The sequence below is a fragment of the Plantactinospora sp. A48 genome (assembly GCF_055793945.1).
Genome location: NZ_JBTIXF010000070.1, coordinates 12610 through 33329, shown reverse-complemented (window position 1 = coordinate 33329; position 20720 = coordinate 12610). Strand labels below are relative to the sequence as shown.

Here is a 20720-nt window from a genome sequence, read left to right as displayed (position 1 = left end):
CGACCTACACCCGTGACCAAGGCGTCCGACACATGATCGCTGCCCTGGATCTGACCACCGGGCGCCTGCACTACCGCATCCGGGACCGAAAGCGGTGGCGGGAGTTCCTGAGCTTCCTCAAGACCCTACGCCGCCGCTGGCCCGACCAGAGGCTGTATCTGATCTGCGACAACTTCTCCCCGCACAAGCACCCCGAGGTCCGCGCCTGGTGCACCGCCAACCAGGTCGACCTGCTGTTCCTGCCGACCTACGCGTCCTGGCTGAACTGGATCGAAGCCGAGTTCGCCGCGGTCCGCTACTTCGCCCTCAACGGCACCGACCACCGCAGCCACGCCGAACAAGACGCGGCCATCGGCGACTACATCCGCTGGCGCAACCAACGAGCCCGACCGAAAACCGGATTCGCTACCGACTCCAAGATCCGCCACCCGGATTACCCGTTCAAGGCTGCATGACGGGGCACTAGGATTAGTAGATTCCACCTATACTTCGGTCCACTTTACATTTCCTGGAAGCTTTTGGTGAGTGGCGAATTGTCTTACAGCCACCATTGCTTCAGCATTTGATATCGCCTGCCAGAGCGGGAATTCCGAATAACTGCCAAAGTAGTCGAAATTTACAAAACCACCAACTGAATCCGGGGACAATCCTTCGCTAGCAAAGTATGGCGGATCGGGCGAGGCTTGGCGGAAACTCAGCACAGAGATGTCTCGGCCGAGTGCAATACTCAGGCGATCACCACTAGGAATGACGACGTCAGCTATGAAAGGACGCCTCGCCGCCAATTCGTTAAGTTCTAGCAGGAGATCAGTCAGCTCGGCCTCCGAAGCAACAGAACGCTCCGTGTGACCGTTTTCCCACTTCACGCTGGCCAGCAAGAGTAGATCCTTTCTAGTTAGGGAGGCCAGTAAAGGTTTCGTCATAACCATTGGGGCCATACACTCGAAGCGTGGCACCCTCAGGCAACATACGGGGCAGCATAGTATCACAACCACCCTCACAGGGAATTCGGTTTATGTACAAAGTCCCGTTCCTCAAGCCATTTTGCCGCATGAGAGCAGCGGCATGCGCCTCGACGTGAGACTTTAGAACGTTATCCATTCCGGGCGTACCACGTGGCAGGCTTGCCGAAGGTCCGTCATACCCGCTTTCGAGCGTCCCGCTGACGCCATCACCCTCGAATATACCGGTCGTCTTCTTCCCAGTCCCCGCCCCCGAGTCAGACGGCCAGTCGGCGCGGGTCGGCCGACGCCGCCCGACTCGGTGACCGCGCGCTCTATGAGGAGCACCCCTTGACGTTGCCCCGGTAGACATTCTCGTGGTGCCACGCCAGGTACCTCTGGCGTGGGGGCGCGGTCGTGGACGGAACAAGAAGACGATCGACCAGCGGAGGCCGACCGAACGCCGCAGTCGGGCGGTGATCGGCTCGGCACCGAATGTCCGCTCCGGTGTGTCCCGGGGCATGACGATCGGTCTTCGCCGTTCAGGCCGCCGCCGTACTCGCGATGCCCCTGCTCGCCGGCACCCGCACCGGCGCGATCGTGGCCGTGGTCGGCTTCGGAATCGGCTTCGGAATCGCCCACCTCGCCGCCCCCGCCCTCCTCGCCGACCGGTACGGCACCACCGCCTACGCCACCATCGCCGGTCGACTCGCCACCCCCGTCACCATCGCCAGAGCCACCGCACCCCTGGCCGCCGCCACACTCCTACACACCACCGCCGGCTACCCGATCCTGCTCACCGCCGTCGCCGCCTGCTGCGCCCTCGCCGCCACCGGCATGCTTGTGCGCGCCACCACCACACCGCCGTCCCCCACCGGCTGAGCTGGACACCACGCAAGTGCGGAACTGCCGCAGGGTGCAGATCGCCAGAGCCGCCATCCGGTCGCCTTACGTTCGGCCGTTTGTCAACGAGTCCACGGCGCGGAGGGCTTGCATCCGGTACCTGGGTACGGGCTTACCGTCATGAACATGACCAGCGATGAGCAGGCATGGGTGCCCGAGGTCTGCACCCTGCCGACCGTGGAGCGGCCGCTGCGGCTGGCCGAGTTCGACGACCTGTTCGCCACCGCGCTGCACGAGCAGCAGCGGCTGTCGCCGACGGCGCTGCGGTGGCGCCTCGACACGGCCGCCGAGGCGACCGTCCGGGACCTCACCGGCCGGGAGAGTTCCTGCTGCTCGTTCTTCTCCTTCACCGTTGCGCGCGACGCTGACGCGCTGCGCCTCGATGTGCAGGTGCCGGCCGCACACGTCGACGTCCTCGACGCGCTCGCCGCGCGGGCCGCCGCCGGGACAACGACATGAGCGGGCTGCGCAGCAGTCAGGTCGCCGCCGAGGCCGGGGTGAACCTTCAGACGCTGCGTTACTACGAGCGCCGCGGCCTGCTCGCCGCACCACACCGCAGCCTCGGCGGACACCGCCTCTACCCACCTGAGGCGATCACCGTGCTGAAGGTGATCAAAGCGGCGCAGCGGCTCGGGTTCACCCTCGACGAGGTCGCCGAGCTGCTCGACACAGGTCGACACCGCCACAGCCGCCACCCCGACACCGGCCTGCGAGCCCGCGCCCACGCCAAACTCATCGAGGTCGAAGCGAAGATCGTCGACCTACAGGTCATCGCCGGCACCCTGCGCGCCGCCGTCGACGCCGGCTGCGACGACCTCGTCACGTGCGCCGGCCAACCATGCTGCCCCATCCCGTTCGCCACCATCGCCCACGGAGCCCCCGATGCCGAAGACCGTTGACCGGATCGATCACCGCACTCGCCGAGGGCTGCCCTCCGGCCTTACGGGCCTGGCCGGGCTGGCCTGCGCGGCGTGCTGCGCCATCCCGCTGCTGCTGGCCGCCGGGGTCTTCTCCGGCGCCGGATGGGCCGCCGCCAGCGCGTGGATGCCCGGTATCGCCATCGCCCTCGCCGCCCTCGCCGCGGGCACCTGGTGGTGGGCGAGCCGCCGCTCCCACGACGGCGGCTGCTCCGGCGGCAACGGCTGCCGATGCTCGACCGGGTCACCGGCATGACCACCGGCGACGGGCAGGCCGCTACGGTGCGAGCATGACCGTCACCCGCTCCATCCTGCTGTTCGTCGTCGCCGCCCTCTTCGAGATCGGCGGGGCGTGGCTGGGCTGGCAGGGCTGGCGCGAGCACCGCGGCCTGTGGTGGATCGCCGCCGGCGTCGTCGCCCTCGGCGCATACGGATTCGTCGCCACCTTCCAGCCCGACCCGAACTTCGGCCGCATCCTGGCCGCCTACGGCGGCGTCTTCGTCGCCGGATCCCTCGCCTGGGGCATGATCGTCGACAAGTTCCGCCCCGACCGGTGGGACATCACCGGTGCCAGCATCTGCCTGATCGGCGTCGCCATCATCATGTACGCCCCAAGGAGCACGAGCGGCTCCTGACCGCCAGGGAGTTCTACCGATCGTTGAGCAGCCCGAAGATCCCTCGCCCCACGCCAGTACGGATCAGGGGTCCAGCGGTCACCAGGCCGACCTCGACGAGGATGACGAACAACCAATCGCTGGCCGGCCGATAGTCGCGGTCGTCAGCGCTGCAACGAAAGGGCAGAATCCGCGCGGGCAGATCACCGGCAGCGCGGGTGCAAATCTCGGTGAGACGCGCGGTCATCGCGCGGTGCCTCCGTCATCACCGGCCCACGCCTGCTCACCCGCCGACGCGGCACCATTGCATACGCCTCGTACGTCATCCGACGCCTTGCGATATGTCGAACTGACCATTACGCCCGGGCACACGGCACGCCAGAACCACCGGTAGGCGCGCCAAGCCCGGTAATCGGTCGTCTGGCAAGCCCGCCTGCGTCGGACTTGGCACAAGCCAGTGCGACGGACTCACGGTCGTCGGTCTCGCAGCATCACGCAGAAAATGTGGCCAGTCCTCACGAAATTCCCTTTATCGCACAGGGAGAAGTCATGGCTGGTTCGGGATCGATCTACAAGCGGTGCGGCTGCCGACACACGGCCACAAGAAAGCGGCTGGAACAGCACTGCCCCCGCCTGCCGGAACGCGGACACGGCACCTGGCACTTCGCCTGCTCCGCCACCGATGCGTTCGGCAGGCCGGCACGGACCCGCCGAGGCGGTTTCCGGTCCAAGACCGCCGCCTGCCAGGCGCGCGACGAGTGGTTGACCCAGACCGGCGAGGAACGCACCGCGCAGGGATGGACCCTGGAAAGGTGGCTGCGGTACTGGCTGTCCACCCGCACCAAGATCAAGGACACCGCCAAAGCGCAGTACACCCGCGACGTCGAACAGTTCCTCATCCCGCACATGGGCAGGATCACCCTGGCCGACCTCAACATCCGCCGGATCCGCGACGGCTTCGACGACATCGCACAGACCACCAACGGGCGCGGCCAGCCACAGTCGCCCTCATGCCTGCAGCACCTGCGGACCACCCTTCGCGCGGCACTGAACCTCGCTGTCCGGGAGGGCCTCCTCGACGCCAACCCGATCCGACACCTCGAACTCCCGTCCTACCGCAAACCACACGCCCAGGTCTGGACACCGGAAAGCGTCGCGGAGTGGAGAGCAACCGGTCGACGGCCGTCGGTGGCTGTCTGGACCGCGCCCCAGCTCGCCGCGTTCCTCGACACGGTCACCACCGACCGGCTCTTCGCCCTGTGGTGGCTGATCGCGCTGCGCGGTTTGCGGCGAGGCGAGGCATGCGGCCTGCGCTGGACCGACATCGACCTCGACCGCGGCGTGCTGTTCATCCTCCGCAGCCGCACCACCGTCGGTTACCAGGTCATCGAAGGAGAACCGAAGACAGCGGCCAGCACCCGCGCCGTCGCGCTCGACAAACACACCGTGGCCGTGCTCCGCGAGCACCTACGCCGGCAACGTCAACAACAGGCCGCTCGCGAGATCGCCGGCAAAGCCCGCTACGACAGCGGCTACGTCTTCACCCGCCCCGACGGCAGGCCACTACACCCCCAGTACGCCACCCGGCACTTCACCCGACTCGTCACACGAACGGACATTCCACCGATCCGGCTGCACGACCTTCGCCACGGCGCCGCGTCCCTGGCTCACCAAGCCGGCGCCGACCTCAAAACCGTGCAGGACCAACTCGGTCACGCCAGCATCGTCACCACCGCCGACACCTACACCAGCGTCCTGCCCCACGCCCAGCGCAAGTGCGCCGAAGCCACCGCCCGACTGGTGCTGACCGCAGCCCGCGGCACCCGCGAAAAGATCAGGAAGAGGGGCAGAGCAACCGCCCCAACACCCGCCCAAAAAACAAGCGCGCGACCACCAAGAAGCGCTAACCCCACCACGAAACACCAGGTCAACCCGGCCACACCACAAGACCAGTCACAGAGAGTGACGACACCGAGATGACACCCACGCGACACCCACTCTCCAGGCGGGACGGCCAACAAAAAACGCCCGACCGCGTTTCCGCAGGCCAGACGTCATTTGATCTTGTGCGCCCGAAGGGACTCGAACCCCTAACCTTCTGATCCGTAGCTGGCCGTCGCGTGGTGGCTCCTGCGGCTTACTCGGTTGCTGTACTTCGCTGCTGTACTGCCTGGCGCCATACGGGGCGGGACAAGCCGGAGCCACCTCACTGCTCGGCCGCTCGGACCGGCCCCATGCCTGGGTCGCGGTCGCTCGCCGCTCCCACTGGGCCGACTCACCGCTACGCGGCGTCCATGAACGGTCCGGCCGGCTGGGAAGCGAGGATGAGCCGATGCACGCCCTCGTCCGTTACCTCCAGGGTGATGAAATCGCCAGTGTGGTTATGCTCCCGCAGGTACTGCCCCATGTACGTATTCCAGTGCAGCCAGGTCGGAGTGTTATTCTGATTGGCTATGCGAAATTCGGCATAATCGACCTTCATTTCTTGGGTACTATCAAAGCGCCCATCGACGAAGAACTCGAACGGGATAATGGTCTCTTCCATAGTCCCGCGCGCCCTCATGCTGGATATCCAGTGCCGGTCGGCGAAGTACGCGTGCCTAAAGTACGTTTTTTGGTCGATTGGGTGGCGCGCTTTCCCGAGCTTAAGGTGGTTAGTGGGGTTGGTATTGCTAGTCCTCAGCTGCTGGGCATCCGAAGAGCTCAGCTTCTTATACCACCGCCGCACAGCGACGCCCTCCGAGCCCAGCCCAAGAGGTGGGCTGCCTCCGATAGCAGACACGGAGCCACCCGTCACCGCCCCTCTAGCCATAGGGTCGGGTCGCTTCGCCCTTTGTGACCCGCGAAAGAGCGATTTTTCAGAGCCCTCTGCAGCGCCGGAGGGCTCCCTCCCGGCCTTACCTGCTGAGCTTCCCCTGGCCGACTCGTCCTCGTCGCCAATCTCGTATGCCTCTGAGAGGAGGATGGCGCTTAGCAGCTGTTCGTCCAGAAGCGCGCAAGCATCTTTATCTGCAACCAGCGACTCGAACCAAGTATCGATTTCCTCGTAGAGTGCGCGATCTTCTTGGCTCTCTAGGCTTAGTGATAACCACACGCCGAGTTCGTAATTCCAGTAGGTCCCGCCTGCAGTCAGGTTGTTCGATCCAACGAACACCTCAGCGCGAGCCTCGCCGTCCATCACATATAACTTGGGATGAAAGGTCCGCCTTGGGTCATGAAAAATGAACGCCTCGTCGGAAAATTCACGAATAAGTTCAAGACCCTGTCGAGTAGCGCCGCCTTCGCTAATGCCGACAACGGCTCTGACGGTTCCGCCATTCGCTTTGAAAGCTCTAACGGCGCTTTCCACTCTTACCAGGCCACTGCGCTTGGCCCAAGCTACAGCGATACGAAGCTGCGTGGCGTCTTCTTGCCCGCAGACTTCCTGAAAAAAGTCGTGGAGACTGAGCGCCTCCCTGAATGGCTGCCCCACGGCACGTACTCGCATGGCTGGCTAGCCTGTCCTATCGGGAGCGTCAGGCGCAAGGTCCCCAGCCGGGTGGGCGTGTGGTCGACAGGACGCCCACGTCGCCCCCTAGACTGGCGACCAGCACGTCTACTGCACCGCCTAGGGGAGCACGAGTGAAGCTAGCAAGCGAAGTGACCCCGGAGAAGCTGCGCGGAGGGTTCTACTCTTCCGAGGACCTAGTCACAGTGTGTCTTGACCGCGTCACGCAGCTCTTGAACGGTGCCACCGGTTGCCGGGTGCTTGAGCCCAGCGCCGGCGACGGCGCCTTTATCCGCGGCCTCTCCTCGCACCCGCTCCGCTCCAGCGTTGAGGAAATGTCCGCTGTTGAGATCTTGGGGTCAGAGGCAACGCGATGCCGGTCAGCTGCCGAGGTTGCACCCTTTGCCGTCGACGTCTATCACACGAGTTTCTTGAGCGATGCGGTAGCAATGGCTCCAGCCTATGACGCCACCGTAGGCAACCCGCCCTTTGTTCGCTTCCAGTTCGTTGACCCGACAGAAAGAGGAAACGCCGAGCTGATTGCCAAAGAGCTGGGCATCACCCTGAAAGGCGTGTCTAACCTTTGGATACCAATCCTACTTAAAGCATTGAGCTGCCTTCGAGAGGGTGGCGCCTTTGCCTTCATTGTGCCAGCAGAGTTCCTAACTGGGATTTCTGCCTCGGTCGCTCGGCGCTGGATGCTGGAAAACACTACTCAGTTGCGGATCGACCTCTTCCCGCCCGCAGCCTTTCCGGGCGTCTTGCAAGAAGTGGTCGTGCTGAGTGGGATTCGAAGCTCCGAATCGGGACGCCAGAAGTCCATTACCGTCACCGACCACCAGGACTCCACCAGGTCTTGGAGTCACACTGAGGCCACAGGTGAACACACCTGGACGAGGTTACTTCTAACCCCAGGCCATATTGCAGCCTTGGAAGAGGCCTCCACCATCCCGGGTTGCCTTAACCTTGGACAGGTCGCCAAGTTCAGCGTCGCCACCGTTACCGGTGCAAACGAATTCTTTTCAGTCGACGAAGCGACTGCCAAGGAGTTCGGCTTGGCGCGCTGGACGAGGCCCCTCCTTCCTAGAATTAGAAACGCTCCCGGTCTAGTCTTCACCGAGAATGACTATCAGGTTGCGGTAGACTCGGGCGCGAAAGCTTCCTTGGTTGACTTCTCTAGCACGCTTCCTGACCCTCTGGGTTTCTCAGAGGCGCGGAGGTACATCGAGTCAGGGGAATCAGACCTGCTGCACGAGCGATACAAGTGCCGTATCCGGACGCCCTGGTACCGGGTTCCTGTCGTCAAGCCAGCTGAGTTGCTGCTCTCGAAGCGGTCGCATTTCTATCCCCGGGTAGTCCTGAACGCTGTTGGCGCTATCACCACGGACACGATCTACCAGGGAAAACTTGCTCCGCCGTTTGCTGGCTGCGGCGAGGCACTTACCGCTTCTTTCCATAACTCCTTGACTCTGCTCAGTGCCGAGATTGAGGGACGAAGCTTCGGTGGTGGCGTTCTTGAGCTTGTTCCGAGTGAGGTGGCTCGGCTGCGTGTATTCGTGAGCAAGGAAATCGCGGAAGACCTTACAAAGCTCGACGCTATTTCAAGGTCTTCGGACCCCGAGAAGGACGAAGCCCTGATTGATGAGACCGATCGCCGGTTGGTCAAGTCGACGGACGGTCTCACGGATTCCCTGCTAGCGTCCCTCGCTGATGCTCGCTTAACGCTCCAGCGGCGTCGTCTCGACCGAAACCGGTCCACAGGCGGCACCGAGTAGGCGTTTACTTCCTGTGCCGTGCCAAAACTGGTTCAACGGCGGTGAACTGGTGTTTTGATGATCAGTTCAGGCTGCTCGGTGGTACTCGTTGATCACCCCGCTGAGGCGTCTTCGGCGGTGTATGGGCTTGTCGATGGGGATGACGACGGACGGGTCATGGTTGGGTGGGCGTTGCTGGCGCCCTTGGCGTGGTCGGTGGTTGTTGAAGTGGTCGACGTACTCGCCGACCACGGCCTGCGCGTGGCGCTCGTTGTAGATCAACATGCGGTCGGTGCACTCGTCGCGGAGGCTGCGTCCCCAGCGTTCGATGAAGCAGTTCGCCTGGGGAGTCCGGGGTGGGGTCTTGACCACGGTGACGCCCTCGGCGGTGAAGACATCATCGAAGGTGGTGGTGTACTTGGCGTGTCAATCCCCTGTGATCGTGGAGGGTGTCGTTATGCGGCCTGGGCCTCCAGGGCGCGGGCCTCTGATCGTTCGTAGTCGATGGGGGATCGCCAGTCGCAGACAGAGTGCCGGCGACGCTGGTTGTAGAAGTCGGTGATCCAGGTGGCGATCCTCAGGCGGGCTTCGGTGCGGGTGCGGAAGTGGCGGCGGTGGACGTACTCGACCTTGATGGTGGAGAAGGTGGCCTCGGCGACGGCGTTGTCGAAGCACGACCCGACCCTGTGCTGTTCGAGAACTCGGTTCCGGCTACGCGGCCTGCTCATACTCGTTGATCAGCCCGTGGACGACCTTCCTGCGTCGTACTCGGATGGCACGCAGGTCGGTCACCGGCGCTGGGGGCGTGTCTCGGTCAGGTGGGCGTTGTCCACGGCCCTGATGCGGGCGATGTTGGTTGTAGTGCGCTAGGTAGGCGCCGAGCACGGCGAGCAGGTGTCGGCTGTTGTAGATCAGAATCCGGTCCAGGCATTCCCGCCGTACAGTGCGTACCCAGCGCTCCGCGAACGCGTTCGCACGGGGCGCCTGTGGCGGCGTCCGGAGCACCTCAATGCCCTCCGTGTGGAACACGGTGTCGAACATTGCGGTGTACCTGGCGTCCCGGTCCCGGATCAGGAACCGGAACCGGTCGGCCCGCTCCCCCAGGTCCAGCATCAGGTTGCGGGCCTGCTGCGCCACCCACTCACCGGTCGGATTCGTGGTGGCGCCCAGCAGGTGTACCCGCCGGGTGGCGACCTCCATGAGGAACAGGACGTAGATGCGGGTCAGCCCGATGGTGTCGACGTGCAGGAAGTCGCAGGACAGGATGCCTTCGGCCTGCGCGGTGAGGAACTCGGTCCAGGTCGGTCCCGCCCGTCGCGGTGCCGGACCTACACCGGCCTTGGTCAGGATCGCCCAGACCGTGCTGGCCGCGACCCGGAAGCCCAGGCCAGCCAACTCGCCCTGGATGCGCCGACACCCCCAGGTCGGGTTGTCCCGGGCCATGCGCAGCACCAACTGGCGCACCTCGGCCGTGACCGGTGGGCGACCCGGCCGCCGCCTCGGGTAGGTCCACCGCCGCGCGATCAGGTTGCGATGCCAGCGCAACAACGTGGCCGGGGTGACGAAGAACGCCGACCACCGCGTCCGCGGCAACAGCCTCGACAACCCGGCCAGCACCGCCCGGTCGGCCGGTTCCAGATCCAGCCGGCGCACCCGCCGACGTAGCACCGCGACCTGGTGCCGCAGCACGAGCACCTCGACCGCGTTGGCGTGCCCACCACGAGCCAACAGGATTATCAACTGCAGTGTCTGACGAAGAATCAGATAGCCGAACGACAGGATCATGACCGGCAGCATGCCGGAAGTCGTCGATCCCACAGCGGACAAAATCGCACGTCAGCGCCTACGGCCGAGTTTCCGAACGGTACAGGCTATCTGTTATCGACGGAAACCCGTAATCCGTCCTCGGTCAGTGGGGCCTACCCCAATCGGGCACTCGCTCTTCACCCCAGCGGAGCCCTACCTATGCCTGAATGCAGGAAGCTGACCAACAGATTGCCCCGATGGGCGATCGGATACTGGGTCTTGCGGTCGGCCTTGGTGAAGATCGCCTTGTCCGTGTAGGAAAGCCAGGTGTCGATGCGAGCGGCCTCAACGGGAGCAGTTGTCCCCTCGCACAGCATGATCACGAACGGTTGGAAAACGATCGCCCAGAACGGCTTCGTTCTCGGTTCCCGCTGGCCCGACCTGTCGACGGTCACCGACATCACTGCATCGGTGAAGTAGGCCAACGTCCCTGTGCCCGCGAGCGCGACATGGATGCTATGACCGGAGAGCGAAGTAGGCCCGCTGGACTCGTAGGCAGCGACCAGTTCGGGATGCTCGTCTCGAAGTCGACGGGTCCGTTGCACGGCGAGGGTCATGCCGATGATCTGCCGCACGATCCGGCCGGGGTGCATACTGACTCCACCTCGAGGATTGATGCCCCTACCGTGTTCCATCGGTAGCCAGAAGGCCTCGGTCTCCGATTTCGCAAGCAGCCAGAGGTCATTGCGGTCCCAGCCGAACGCCCTTTCCATGCTCGCGGCCCATTGGCCGAGCTGCCCCACAATGTCTTTCCGCCATGTTGCGTAGGCCTGCGGGAGGCCCCGCTTGCTCGCACCGCCGTTGCAGTCGCTGCACAGCGACGGGACTGTGTGTCCCTGTTCGTAGCTCCGTAAGATCTTCAGCTCACCGTTCACCTCGTTGTAGATCGTGATCGGTGCGGCATTGTCGGCTGACTTCGGTGGTAGGTGCTCTTCAGTCATTCGGGTCTCTACGCCGCAGTGACGGCACCAGTCCACAAGGGCCACGAACCAATGCTACGCAGCGTCACCTTGACTGCCCAACGGTTAGTACAGCCGGCAACTTCAAGGCCAGGTCTCCGGCCGATCCGCCCGTCGGGCCGCCAGTGAGCGCAAACGTCGAGGCCTAAGAGATTCATGGCCGCCACGGTGCTCGGCCGGGCCTGCAGAGGCGATCGGGATCGAATAGAAGGGCGGTCCACCACAGCACTGCCATGTCGGCGACCAGTTGGATGTTGGGGTTGTTCGTCGCCAGGTGTCGAAGCGTCGTGATCCGCGCGTCTCGGGGGCGATGACCTTGGCCGCCTGTTCCGTGGACCAGATGGCGTAGTTCCTGGACCTCCTTGACGGCTCTCTCCAGCGGCAGGCCGGGGAACCCTTCCCGGAGTTCCTTCTCGTAGTTGTTGATCAAGGCGGCGTAGAAGGCTCGGTGAGTGGGGTTGGGAAGAGCCGGGAGAGCGTGAGAGCGAAGCCGGTCGGGACTGAGGAGCTCCCACAGCGGCACGCTGCTCTGGGTTGCGCCTTCCCAAAGCCCTTGCAGGGTTCCGAGCGCCCGGAACGCCGACCAGATCTTATCGCTGGCTCCCCAATCGGCAGCCAGCTCCACCACGGCCGACAGCCCGAAGCGCACGTTCGTCCATGCGATCATCTGCTCATCGAGATCGAGGATGCCGTCTGTGTTCGTGAAGCGTGCGGGGTCGGTAAGTAAGCTGAGCAGCCGGTTCAAGCCGGTCGCCGATTGACGGAGCAGGGCTTCGGCATGGCCGTCGGGCAGCCGACGAATCCCAACGTCGTAGACGCCGGTTCCGGGACCTGAGAGCTGTGGTCGCTCGGCGCCGACCGGCCAGCGGTCCATATGAGGCGTACGGACGAACCCGCTGCCGGGGGCGAGCAGGGCGATCTCGGCACCGAGATTGGTCATGAGCACTGCCGCCATCGGTTGAAAGCGGGCTGTCAGGGGAACGCACATCATCGCTCCGGGGAGCGCCTCGAGGATCCCGGTCATCAGCATGCCTTCTGGCCGCTGAGTACCGAGCGGCATTTGGTCGGCCGGAACGCGGTTGACCAGGTGGTCGATGACACGCCACAGAAACTGGCGGCGCATCAGCGTGGGGTGCGCGCCGAGACGGAAGGCGGTGCATTGCGAGTAAGCCTCCGTCAGCTCCTTGACCGAGCCCAGGACATCGGTGTCGCTGAGTAGCCGGAGCCGGACGTGGGTCCAATGATCGAAGTCGTCTGGGTTCACGCCGGGGCGGTTCAGGTGTTCGCGGACCCGGTGCTCATACCCGCGGCCGAACGTGTTTCGGCCCAGGGTCTCGCCGGCGTCTGCTCGTAGGTGCCCCTCCGCAGATTGAAGAGGAAGGGCGTACACGAGGTCAGGGCTGGGATCTGAGCGGACCGAGATCCTTCCGCCGTGTTGCCTGAACCGGAGGCCAGCCTCGGCGAAGATCTGCCGCATGTCCCTCTGCAGCTGGCCTTGGACTGCCCGCCACTCGCCCTGCCCTACATGTTCCGGCAACAGCGCCCATGTACTCACCTCTCGAGTGTGCCAGCGTTGCGGTTTGGCACCGGACCTGGACGCGCGATCCCCTGGCCGGAGGCTGGGGTGCCGGAGATGACCAAGCGCGCTCGTGGCCACGACGAGGGCTCACTATCGCGCGCGGTTCCAAAGCGGAGGCTGATATCGAGGCCAAGTAGTTCGTGGAACTCGCCGATGCTTGTCGCGAGTCGGTTGTCGCGTACCCGGTCCCGCCCCGTGTCCTGCGGTCTCGGCAGGTCTTTCTATCTCACGCGCCTTGCCTGGGCGCCGAGAACAGCGACTGCGATAAAGGTAGGAATGGCCGTAAGCCACCAGATCACCGCCCTTACCAAGGGATCACTGACAGCAAAGAGTGTTACAGCCTGTACAGCTAGGGAAACCGCTAGGATAACGAACGCTAGGCCCGCCTTCCTTGGTTGACGTATACGCAAGGCCGATATCAGCCCTGACATGAAGTTCGGTGCAACCATTATGGCAATACCCCAGATCGCCAGGAGGACAGCAAAACATCCTGCAAGGAGAAATGAAGCCAACGCAGCTACATGAGACTGCTCGTGCAACTAACACCCCTCTCGCAGGTGCGTTGGCTGAAGATCTCAGCCAATGCACCATGTCACAACACCGGTCATTGATCTCTAACAGCGCCCGGGAGCCACCAGAAGGTTGGCATGTTTCCCCGCCCCTGGCAGTCGCCAACCGTATATCGTCATCCACAGGCATCGGTTATAGTGTTCGGCAACATCCGCCATCATATAAATGTAGCCAGCATAGATGGCGGCTACTGCAAATACTGCCGTGGCAACAACGCTAAGAATGCTGACGACGGCTCCGATGGCACCGAGCCAGAAAACAGCCCACCCACCCCAGTACGAGATCTCACTCGTCTCGCGCTTTGAAAATTTGATGGTAACTTGCCCAGCGCCCCATCGTCCGAAATACGATCGATGCCACCTTCCCCACCTTGAGACGATCCTCCAAGTTCCTGCCGTATCTGTGCAATTGATTCCGTCAGCACCGCAGTACTCGTAGGAATTATCATTGCCGCCATACATAGGGTCGACAGAGAGGAAGCGTCCTGTTGCCGGACTGTAGACGCGGACACCCATCAGAACAACGCCGCTGGGTGTGTCAGCGGCTCGTTGGGCAGCGCCGAGCCAGCCGTACCGCCGGTTTCCTGCGTCCGCCTGATTCCGTGGTTGGCCGTACTCTGTTTGTTCGCCGGTGTAGACGAGCCCAGTGCCGGTTTGGGCCATACCGGCCACGAAGTCCCCATGCAGATTGGAGATGCCCCAGACGATGCCGGCCACGTTGGTGTAGGTGCCGGTGATGCCCGAAATGCCAGTGATGGGTCGGGACATGTTGTTGTCACCTTCGTCGGTCCAGGCTGGACTGTCGTCGTCACCACTGTAATGGTTGTGTTTGGTGACGGTGGTATCGGTCCAGGCACGGATCCGGTTGGGAACCACATCCACGGTAAAGACTTCCTGGCGTGTGTCCTGGGTGATGCTTCGGACCATGTCGTTGACGTGGTAGGTCATCTGAGTGTCGGCGCCGCCGGGGACGGTGGAGTCGGCTGCCGGCTGTGTCTTTGTCCGGCCCAGTGCGTCGTAGACGTATCCGCTGGTGTTCACTCGGTCGGCGGTGTCGTAGGTCCAGGTGCGGCTGGTGTTGGCGGTCGTGATCTGGCAGGAATCGTCTGCGGCTGGGGCGTATTCGCTGAGGCTGGTTCGGTTGGTGGCGGCGTCAAATCCGTAGCTGCGGCTGGTGCACTGGCCGTCGACCGTGTCCTGCACTGCGGCGAGCCGGCCTGCTTTGTCGTAGCTGTAGGCCTGGTTGGACAGTGTTGAGTTGCGGTCGCGCCACTGGCCGTCGGCGCTAGATTGAATGGTCTCGTTGTAGAGGGTGCAGTCCGTTTGTCCGCATCCGGGCTGGGCGTAGGTGATGCCGGTCTCGGTGCCGCTTTCGTCGGAGGTGAGGGTGGTGACAACGCCGTTGGGCCAGGTTTGGCTGGCCAGGTTGCCGCCGCGGTCGTAGCTGCCGGTGAAGGTGCCGGCCTGGCTATCGAGGACGGAGGTCAGCAGGCCACGTCGTTCGCTGCCGCCGTCGTAGGTGTAGGTGCGCGTTGCCTTGCCGTCGTTCACGGTGGCTGGACGGCCGGCGATGTCGTAGGTGGTGGTTGTGGTGTTGCTGTCGGCGTCGGTGTAGGTGGTTGGGTTTCCCAGGGTGTCGTAGCCGCGGATGATTTCGGCCGTTACAGCGTTTGAGCTGTTGATCGACTGGGTTCGTACGAGCTGGCCGGTGGACTGGTCGTAGACGCTGCGGCGTTTTTCCAGCGGTTCGCCCAGCGCGGATGCCGCGGTGATGGAGACTTCCTGCTGGCGGCCCGCCGCGTCGTAGGTGATGGTCGTGCGGCGGAGTTCACCGGCGCTGGTTTTCTCGACCTGGGTGCGTGTTTGCCCGTACAGGTCGTAAGTGGTGGTCGTGGCCGGGAGTTCCGGACCGGAGGTGGGTTGACCGCCAGGACGCGTTTGGCAGGTCAGGGCAGCCCATTCTGCGTGTCCGCCGCATTCTGGGTAGGTGCTGTTCGCCGCAGCGGTGTAGTAGACGGTGACCCGGGTGGACGGGGTGGTATCGACGCTGCCACCGCGCGGCGTCGTGGTCGACAGCTCACGGCCGTCACTGTCATAGCTGTATCGGGTACCCAGGTTGAGGCCGCTCGGGTCAACTGTTTTCTTCGTCGGCTGGCGGAGTGTCCAGTCGTAGTCGGTTTTCATGGTCTTCGGGTCGTAGGTCACCCAACTCCCGGCCGCGTTGTCCCAAACCCGCACCCGGTCCACCTCGGTGGTGGCCAAGTTGAATGGCCCGCCCGTGGTGGGGGCGCCCTCGTCGTAGGTGTAGGCGGTGCTGGCCCGGCCGCGTACGTCGGAACCGTTGTCGAGCACGACGTCATGCTCGGGGCCCCAGGTTTCGGTCAACCGCTGTCCGTCGGACGAGTACACGTTCAACGTTGACAGGACCCGGGCGAGGTCCGATTCCTGGGACGCGGTGTCCGAGGAGGATGCGTCAAGTGCGGCCTGCCGGTTGCTTGCGGACAGTTCGCGGGTCACGTTTCCGAAGGTGTCGTACCAGGTGGTGGAGATGTTTCCACCCGGCGTGGCACTGTTCACCAGGCGACCATTTGCGTCCAGATATGACAGGTCGGCGCGTTCGTACGACGACGGCATCGCGCCGGTCGCTTGGTCACCGTCGGGGATCTGTGTGGCAGGGAACACGGCGGCCGCGTCGGTGGGGGCTTCGGTCTGGTACCAGCGGACGGTCTGTGTCGGCGACAGGTCGTAGGGCGCGCCTGTGCCGGAGGTCGGGACGCGGTAAACCACGGTGGTCTTGGCGGTGCCGGCAGCCAGTGCGGAGCGGCTGACCTGCGCCAGGCGGCCCTTGCCCGCGTCGCCTGGCACGGTGGTGTAGGACAGCTGCCATGGTTCCTGCCCCGCGGGGCGGAGTTCGGTCAGGACGCCGTCGGTGTCGTAGGCGTACGTCTCCATCAGATGGTGTGTGCCGGCTCCATCGGTCCAGTCCAGCCGTGGGTCCCAGGACGCGCGCAGGCGTCCCGTGTTGTCGTAGGTGTAGGCAGCGAGGTCGACGGTACGCATCGCGGGTGGGGTGGTGTCCGGGTCCCAGGCCGTGTAGGAGATTCGCGTCGCCCGCCCGGTGTAGTCGCCCCACTGGCCCTGGGCGCTGCCCGTCGCGGTCGTGGTTGTGGCATAGCCGAAGGTGATGGCCTGGCAGCCACGTACGACTCCACTGGAGCAGGAGACGCCTGCGGGTACGGGTGCGAGCAGGCGTGTTGGTCGCACCACCGGCTGTCCACCGATGGTGACCTTTTCCCACGAGTAGGTGGTCGTGTCGCTCGAGCCCGTCGGTGTCGCGGCGGTTGGCACATACTGTCCCGCCGGATCGGTCGGCCCCCGGGTGAAGGTGACCTTGTTGCCGTCCCCATCCGTCAGTGTGTACGCGTCGCCCGCCGAGGCGTAGGTGAGCGTCAGCGATTCCGCACCCACCTGCGGGGAGAACGTAGCGCCGCCTGCTGTGGTACCGGATTTGGTGAAACCGATCGTCTCACCGTCAGGCGTGCCCACCTGTACCAGGCTGCCCACGACCGTCAGCCCGGTGTAGCCGGCTTCCGCGTCGGCGACCAAGGTGCCGGCCACCCAGCCCGGCCCGAACAACGGATCCAGACCACTCGGCTCCCGACTGCTGAATGAGCGGCCCACACTCATACCGCCGGCGCTGGCGTCCGTGTGGCTCACGGACATGCTTCCCGTGATCAGGTTGACGGTTCCAGGTCCCACGGCCGCGGTGGCGGCTGACCCACGGTCAAGATCAAAGGTGATCGTCACCGGGCTGGAGGTAGAGCCACCGTTGAACGAGCCTCGGAGTTGCACCGGCCCGTCCAACGGGTCTGGACCCGCTTCAGCGTCGTTGAGGGTCTTGGCCACATCCCAGTTCAGCTTTTCGAACTGGCCGCCGCTTATGGCAAGGGGCCAGGTCACCGCACCGCCGCCGGCGGCCTTCGTCACGTCGGAGGCGGGGATGTTCACCCACGCGTCGATGTCGCCACGGCGCCACTGATAGGTCACTGAGGTAAGCCCGGACGAGCCAACCGCGGTGATCGCGGTCTTCGCTGCGGTGATGTCACCCGTCTTCGGCGACGTAACCCCCGCCGCGCCGGCGTTGAACTGGTACGACTTGATCGCCGACAGGTTGCCGGCCCGGTCCACCGAGCGGACATACAACGTGTGCGGGCCGTCGCTGCTCACCGGCACCGACAGCGACGCGCCGCCACCCAGACTCGCCGCGGCCACGCTCTGGCTCGGCGGGCTGACGTCCAGCCCGTACTGGTAGGCGGTCACGTCCGACACGCCCGCGGCACCGAACGTGAAACTCGCCGCGCTGCCGGCTCCTCCAGCCCACTGCCCTTCAGGATAGTTCGACGACGACACCGACGGCATCGCCGACGGCGCGACCGTGTCGACCGTGAACTCGCACCACGACGACCACGGACCCCAGACGACCCCGTCACCGCCGCGCAACCGCCAGGAGTATGTACCGCCGTTGGAAAACGCGCCCGACGGGACCGCGGCCGACAATGTCGACCCGGACGCGACCCGGGGGCTGGTCTTCACATTGCCGATCTCCGCGCCGTTGGTCACGTACCAGTGGAACTCGGCGTCAACCGACGAGCCCTCCGGGTCGGACACCGTCGCCTTCAACTGCGGGGTGGTGGTGTTGATGTAGGGACGCCCCGAGCCGGTCACGCAGCTCGTCGACGGCACCGTCGACAACCGGGATGCGGTGGCGTACGAGGTGTAGGTAACCAGGAGCTTGGCGCCGTTGGTGTAGAACTTCTTCCACCGGCTCTGGTCGCCCTCGTTCGACCCGGACGAGTTGTCGCACGCGCACAGGCCCACCGTGTAGCTGGGCCAGTTACTGTCCGCTCCCAGCTGCACATCGTCCCGAAGGTCCGAGCCGGTGAAGTTGACCAACATGTCCGGCTGGACAGCGCAGCTGGTGCCCGACTCGTTCGCGTGCGACGACGCCGACCCCACCAACGTCGACAACGTCATCGAAGACCAGGAAGCCTTCGGCGTCGCGTTGATCCCCGGCGTCCGGAACAGGCTCGTCGGCGTGTCACCGCAGGAATACGAGTGGTCCAGGTTCATCTGCACGGTCGCCGACTGAATGTACTTACCCTTGATCGTCACACTGCCCGACGTCGTGGGCAGCTCGAAGAACGACCTGTACTTGGCCCCCGTCGACGGGTTCAACCCCACCCGCGCCGCCGTCGTGTCACTCGACTCGTTGTTACTGGTCGCATACGCCCACCGCGACGCCGACACACTCCAGGAAGGATCAACAAACACCGGATACGTGACATCCGCGCTGTCCAACAACGCCTCATCCGGCGTCAGCACCAAGTCCCCACCACTGAGCTGCGTCTGCACCTCAGCAATCCGAGCGGCGTCACCAGCACCCTCCGGCGTGGAAGGCGTCACTGGTGCGGCCGGCTCGGTTGTCGCCGTAGCCTTACCGGATCCCTGCGGGGCATCCGGTTTCCCCGCTCCCGGGACGAGACTCGTCGAGTCCCACATCGCCGCCGGCTGCGACCACGCCACCAGCTGCTTACCCGCCACCGCCTGCAACGACCCATCGGGTGAGCGGGACACCTGCACGTCGCCACCCAGACCGAAGTGCAGTTGCCGCAGCGCCGGATCGGTAGCCGCCTGGGCATTCTTGATCACCAACGCATGGCTGAACCCGCCGGTGGTGGCCCGTACCACCAGGTCCGCTCCCGCCACGACCTCCCGATATGTCGCCGCGTCACCTTCCACCACCGGGGTCGGAAGCTTCGCCGGCCACGACAGGGCCAACCTGTGCCCGGCCCGCACCAACTCCACCAGCCGATCATCACCGCCAGGCGAGAAGGAAACATCCGCCACCGACGAGACCGGACGCAACCGCCCATCCGCACCAGGCCGCAAACTCAGGTCCAGGTCCGCCCAACGCCCGTCCGCCTTACGCACCCGCTGCGGATCCGTCGCCGACTCCACCGACACGCTCCCGTCCGGAAGCGCGGTCGCGGTCACCGTCTCTGACGTCGCATCCATGATCCGCACTGGCTTACCCGTCATTCGTGCGGTCACCAGAGCGGCGTGCTCATCTGGCCGTTCCAACACATCGGCAGCCGCCGGTGCCTCGGCCGCAACCGCGGGCGTCGAGGTCAACGGCTGCACAACCTCGACAAGAGTCGCCGTCAATGCCAATGCGACACCTGCCGTGAGGATGCGGCCGGCGCGGCCGGAAACCCAGTCACCCATCCGTCCCACCGAAGCGAAACGCGCTCGACCGCCCACCAATACCTCCCCCGTAACCGATCCTGCACGGACAGTAGCCATGCGTCGATCACCGGGTCAATAGATAGCTTTCAGTGAGCATCAAGAGCGGCCCTCACTTGCAGCGTTTGCCTCAAACTCACTGTCAGTAACCAAATCCGTCCCAAAAGCAGACCCATGAGGCTCTGCAGCGCCGACAGGCAGCTTTTAGTTCAGCGAGAATCGCCATGACACCGGCCCAATCAGTCGCCACGGCCGGACAGTCGGTGGCGTATCGGACCAACACGTAGTTCGATGATCACTATGATGATCCAGAGAAAGGCTACCGTCTCCCTGCTTGATGGGGGTGGTTTGTGACTTCTTCTCCGCTTTGCGGCTGGCTGATGTTTGCGGACTCGTAGCCTGCTTGCAGCCCGCCCACAGGGCAAGGCCATCTCAGATGTCGCCTACTGGTGCAGCAGGCCCGCAGAGCCGGGCCGTGCACGCGCTACAGCCGTTCCGGTCCCGCGTGCATGCCCCCAACGCCGAGCCGTGTGTGGACCGCCGGAAGGCGCACGTGGCGAGCGCCGGTCAACGGGCCCGTACCCGCAGGTGAGCCAACGTCGGTGGGACAGGTGACTCCACAAGAAGGGCACAATCATGGCGACGTCAGGTGTGATCTTCAAACGGTGCGGGTGCCGCGACGGCCAGCGGCGACTGGAACAGTCCTGCCCCCGACTCGCCGAACGACGGCACGGGACCTGGTACTTCCACTGCTCCGCCACGAATCTGCTCGGCCGGCCAGAACGGGTCCGCCGCGGCGGCTACCCGTCGCAGGCCGCCGCCCGCCGCGCCCGAGACGAATGGCTGACCACCACTGACGCGGACCGCACCGCGCAGGGCTGGACCGTG

At 64.5% G+C, this 20720-nt stretch carries 18 protein-coding genes; 8 read left to right on the top strand and 10 right to left on the bottom strand.

All coding sequences use genetic code 11. The annotated features are described in order from the left end of the window. On the top strand, positions 1–455 hold a 455-nt coding region (locus ACXN5W_RS26065; RefSeq protein WP_473161019.1), incomplete at its 5' end, for a transposase. Between the two features lie 27 nt (positions 456–482). On the opposite strand, the gene ACXN5W_RS26060 is transcribed toward ACXN5W_RS26065, so the two are convergent. Together ACXN5W_RS26060 and ACXN5W_RS26055 are read right to left on the bottom strand one after the other, a co-directional pair. Further along, positions 483–878, bottom strand: a complete 396-nt coding sequence (locus ACXN5W_RS26060) for an Imm1 family immunity protein (protein ID WP_473161018.1) — start codon at positions 876–878, stop codon at positions 483–485. A gap of 13 nt (positions 879–891) precedes the next feature. After that, positions 892–1314 carry a DddA-like double-stranded DNA deaminase toxin gene (locus tag ACXN5W_RS26055; RefSeq protein ID WP_473161017.1) on the bottom strand — a complete coding sequence of 141 codons (423 nt, stop codon included), beginning with the start codon at positions 1312–1314 and terminating at the stop codon, positions 892–894. A gap of 191 nt (positions 1315–1505) precedes the next feature. Here ACXN5W_RS26055 and ACXN5W_RS26050 point away from each other — a divergent pair, with 191 nt between their 5' ends. The 5 genes from ACXN5W_RS26050 to ACXN5W_RS26030 all read left to right on the top strand — a co-directional run bounded on the left by ACXN5W_RS26050 (position 1506) and on the right by ACXN5W_RS26030 (position 3396). Then, positions 1506–1823 carry a hypothetical protein gene (locus ACXN5W_RS26050; RefSeq protein ID WP_473161016.1) on the top strand — a complete coding sequence of 106 codons (318 nt, stop codon included), beginning with the start codon at positions 1506–1508 and terminating at the stop codon, positions 1821–1823. A 147-nt stretch (positions 1824–1970) separates the two neighbouring features. Continuing rightward, positions 1971–2303 carry a hypothetical protein gene (locus ACXN5W_RS26045; RefSeq protein WP_473161015.1) on the top strand — a complete coding sequence of 111 codons (333 nt, stop codon included), beginning with the start codon at positions 1971–1973 and terminating at the stop codon, positions 2301–2303. Then, complete coding sequence (locus ACXN5W_RS26040) at positions 2300–2743, top strand: MerR family transcriptional regulator (protein WP_473161014.1); 444 nt, start codon at positions 2300–2302, stop codon at positions 2741–2743. Before ACXN5W_RS26045 ends, ACXN5W_RS26040 begins: the two co-directional genes overlap by 4 nt. Continuing rightward, positions 2727–3017 carry a hypothetical protein gene (locus tag ACXN5W_RS26035; protein WP_473161013.1) on the top strand — a complete coding sequence of 97 codons (291 nt, stop codon included), beginning with the start codon at positions 2727–2729 and terminating at the stop codon, positions 3015–3017. Before ACXN5W_RS26040 ends, ACXN5W_RS26035 begins: the two co-directional genes overlap by 17 nt. 34 nt (positions 3018–3051) lie before the next feature. Continuing rightward, entirely contained in the window at positions 3052–3396 is a 345-nt protein-coding gene (locus ACXN5W_RS26030) for a YnfA family protein (protein WP_473161012.1), read from the top strand. Between the two features lie 13 nt (positions 3397–3409). Here ACXN5W_RS26030 and ACXN5W_RS26025 read toward each other — a convergent pair whose 3' ends face one another. Continuing rightward, on the bottom strand, positions 3410–3622 hold the full coding sequence (locus ACXN5W_RS26025) for a hypothetical protein (protein WP_473161011.1): 213 nt from the start codon (positions 3620–3622) through the stop codon (positions 3410–3412). A 257-nt stretch (positions 3623–3879) separates the two neighbouring features. On the opposite strand from ACXN5W_RS26025, the gene ACXN5W_RS26020 reads away from it, so the two are divergent. Further along, positions 3880–5355 carry a tyrosine-type recombinase/integrase gene (locus ACXN5W_RS26020; RefSeq protein ID WP_473161010.1) on the top strand — a complete coding sequence of 492 codons (1476 nt, stop codon included), beginning with the start codon at positions 3880–3882 and terminating at the stop codon, positions 5353–5355. A gap of 301 nt (positions 5356–5656) precedes the next feature. Here ACXN5W_RS26020 and ACXN5W_RS26015 read toward each other — a convergent pair whose 3' ends face one another. Beyond that, positions 5657–6862 (bottom strand): phospholipase D-like domain-containing protein, encoded by a 1206-nt coding sequence (locus ACXN5W_RS26015; RefSeq protein ID WP_473161009.1) that lies wholly within the window; start codon positions 6860–6862, stop codon positions 5657–5659. A gap of 134 nt (positions 6863–6996) precedes the next feature. Here ACXN5W_RS26015 and ACXN5W_RS26010 point away from each other — a divergent pair, with 134 nt between their 5' ends. Further along, positions 6997–8637: an Eco57I restriction-modification methylase domain-containing protein gene (locus ACXN5W_RS26010; RefSeq protein WP_473161008.1), complete on the top strand. Its 1641-nt coding sequence runs from the start codon at positions 6997–6999 to the stop codon at positions 8635–8637. A gap of 66 nt (positions 8638–8703) precedes the next feature. Here ACXN5W_RS26010 and ACXN5W_RS26005 read toward each other — a convergent pair whose 3' ends face one another. The 6 genes from ACXN5W_RS26005 to ACXN5W_RS25980 all read right to left on the bottom strand — a co-directional run bounded on the left by ACXN5W_RS26005 (position 8704) and on the right by ACXN5W_RS25980 (position 19814). After that, the gene (locus ACXN5W_RS26005) at positions 8704–8988 is read right to left on the bottom strand and encodes an integrase core domain-containing protein (RefSeq protein ID WP_473161007.1); all 285 of its coding nucleotides are present in this window, start codon (positions 8986–8988) and stop codon (positions 8704–8706) included. Positions 8989–9071: 83 nt separating this feature from the next. Next, on the bottom strand, positions 9072–9344 hold the full coding sequence (locus tag ACXN5W_RS26000; protein ID WP_473161006.1) for an integrase core domain-containing protein: 273 nt from the start codon (positions 9342–9344) through the stop codon (positions 9072–9074). After that, entirely contained in the window at positions 9328–10401 is a 1074-nt protein-coding gene (locus ACXN5W_RS25995; protein WP_473161005.1) for an integrase core domain-containing protein, read from the bottom strand. Before ACXN5W_RS25995 ends, ACXN5W_RS26000 begins: the two co-directional genes overlap by 17 nt. A 158-nt stretch (positions 10402–10559) precedes the next feature. Further along, positions 10560–11408 carry a hypothetical protein gene (locus tag ACXN5W_RS25990; protein WP_473161004.1) on the bottom strand — a complete coding sequence of 283 codons (849 nt, stop codon included), beginning with the start codon at positions 11406–11408 and terminating at the stop codon, positions 10560–10562. Between the two features lie 127 nt (positions 11409–11535). After that, positions 11536–12858 carry a hypothetical protein gene (locus tag ACXN5W_RS25985; protein WP_473161003.1) on the bottom strand — a complete coding sequence of 441 codons (1323 nt, stop codon included), beginning with the start codon at positions 12856–12858 and terminating at the stop codon, positions 11536–11538. Positions 12859–13574: 716 nt separating this feature from the next. Further along, positions 13575–19814: an RHS repeat-associated core domain-containing protein gene (locus ACXN5W_RS25980; protein ID WP_473161002.1), complete on the bottom strand. Its 6240-nt coding sequence runs from the start codon at positions 19812–19814 to the stop codon at positions 13575–13577. Positions 19815–20720: the final 906 nt, after the last annotated feature.

Bases quoted from the DNA above. Each gene is read 5' to 3' on its own strand.
- ACXN5W_RS26050 (WP_473161016.1), top strand. From the start codon at position 1,506: ATGCCCCTGCTCGCCGGCACCCGCACCGGCGCGATCGTGGCCGTGGTC.
- ACXN5W_RS26040 (WP_473161014.1), top strand. From the start codon at position 2,300: ATGAGCGGGCTGCGCAGCAGTCAGGTCGCCGCCGAGGCCGGGGTGAAC.
- ACXN5W_RS26025 (WP_473161011.1), bottom strand. From the start codon at position 3,622: ATGACCGCGCGTCTCACCGAGATTTGCACCCGCGCTGCCGGTGATCTG.
- ACXN5W_RS25985 (WP_473161003.1), bottom strand. From the start codon at position 12,858: ATGCGGCAGATCTTCGCCGAGGCTGGCCTCCGGTTCAGGCAACACGGC.
- ACXN5W_RS26015 (WP_473161009.1), bottom strand. From the start codon at position 6,862: ATGCGAGTACGTGCCGTGGGGCAGCCATTCAGGGAGGCGCTCAGTCTC.
- ACXN5W_RS26035 (WP_473161013.1), top strand. From the start codon at position 2,727: ATGCCGAAGACCGTTGACCGGATCGATCACCGCACTCGCCGAGGGCTG.
- ACXN5W_RS25980 (WP_473161002.1), bottom strand. From the start codon at position 19,814: ATGGGTGACTGGGTTTCCGGCCGCGCCGGCCGCATCCTCACGGCAGGT.
- ACXN5W_RS25995 (WP_473161005.1), bottom strand. From the start codon at position 10,401: ATGATCCTGTCGTTCGGCTATCTGATTCTTCGTCAGACACTGCAGTTG.
- ACXN5W_RS26000 (WP_473161006.1), bottom strand. From the start codon at position 9,344: ATGAGCAGGCCGCGTAGCCGGAACCGAGTTCTCGAACAGCACAGGGTC.
- ACXN5W_RS26045 (WP_473161015.1), top strand. From the start codon at position 1,971: ATGACCAGCGATGAGCAGGCATGGGTGCCCGAGGTCTGCACCCTGCCG.
- ACXN5W_RS26030 (WP_473161012.1), top strand. From the start codon at position 3,052: ATGACCGTCACCCGCTCCATCCTGCTGTTCGTCGTCGCCGCCCTCTTC.
- ACXN5W_RS26055 (WP_473161017.1), bottom strand. From the start codon at position 1,314: ATGTCTACCGGGGCAACGTCAAGGGGTGCTCCTCATAGAGCGCGCGGT.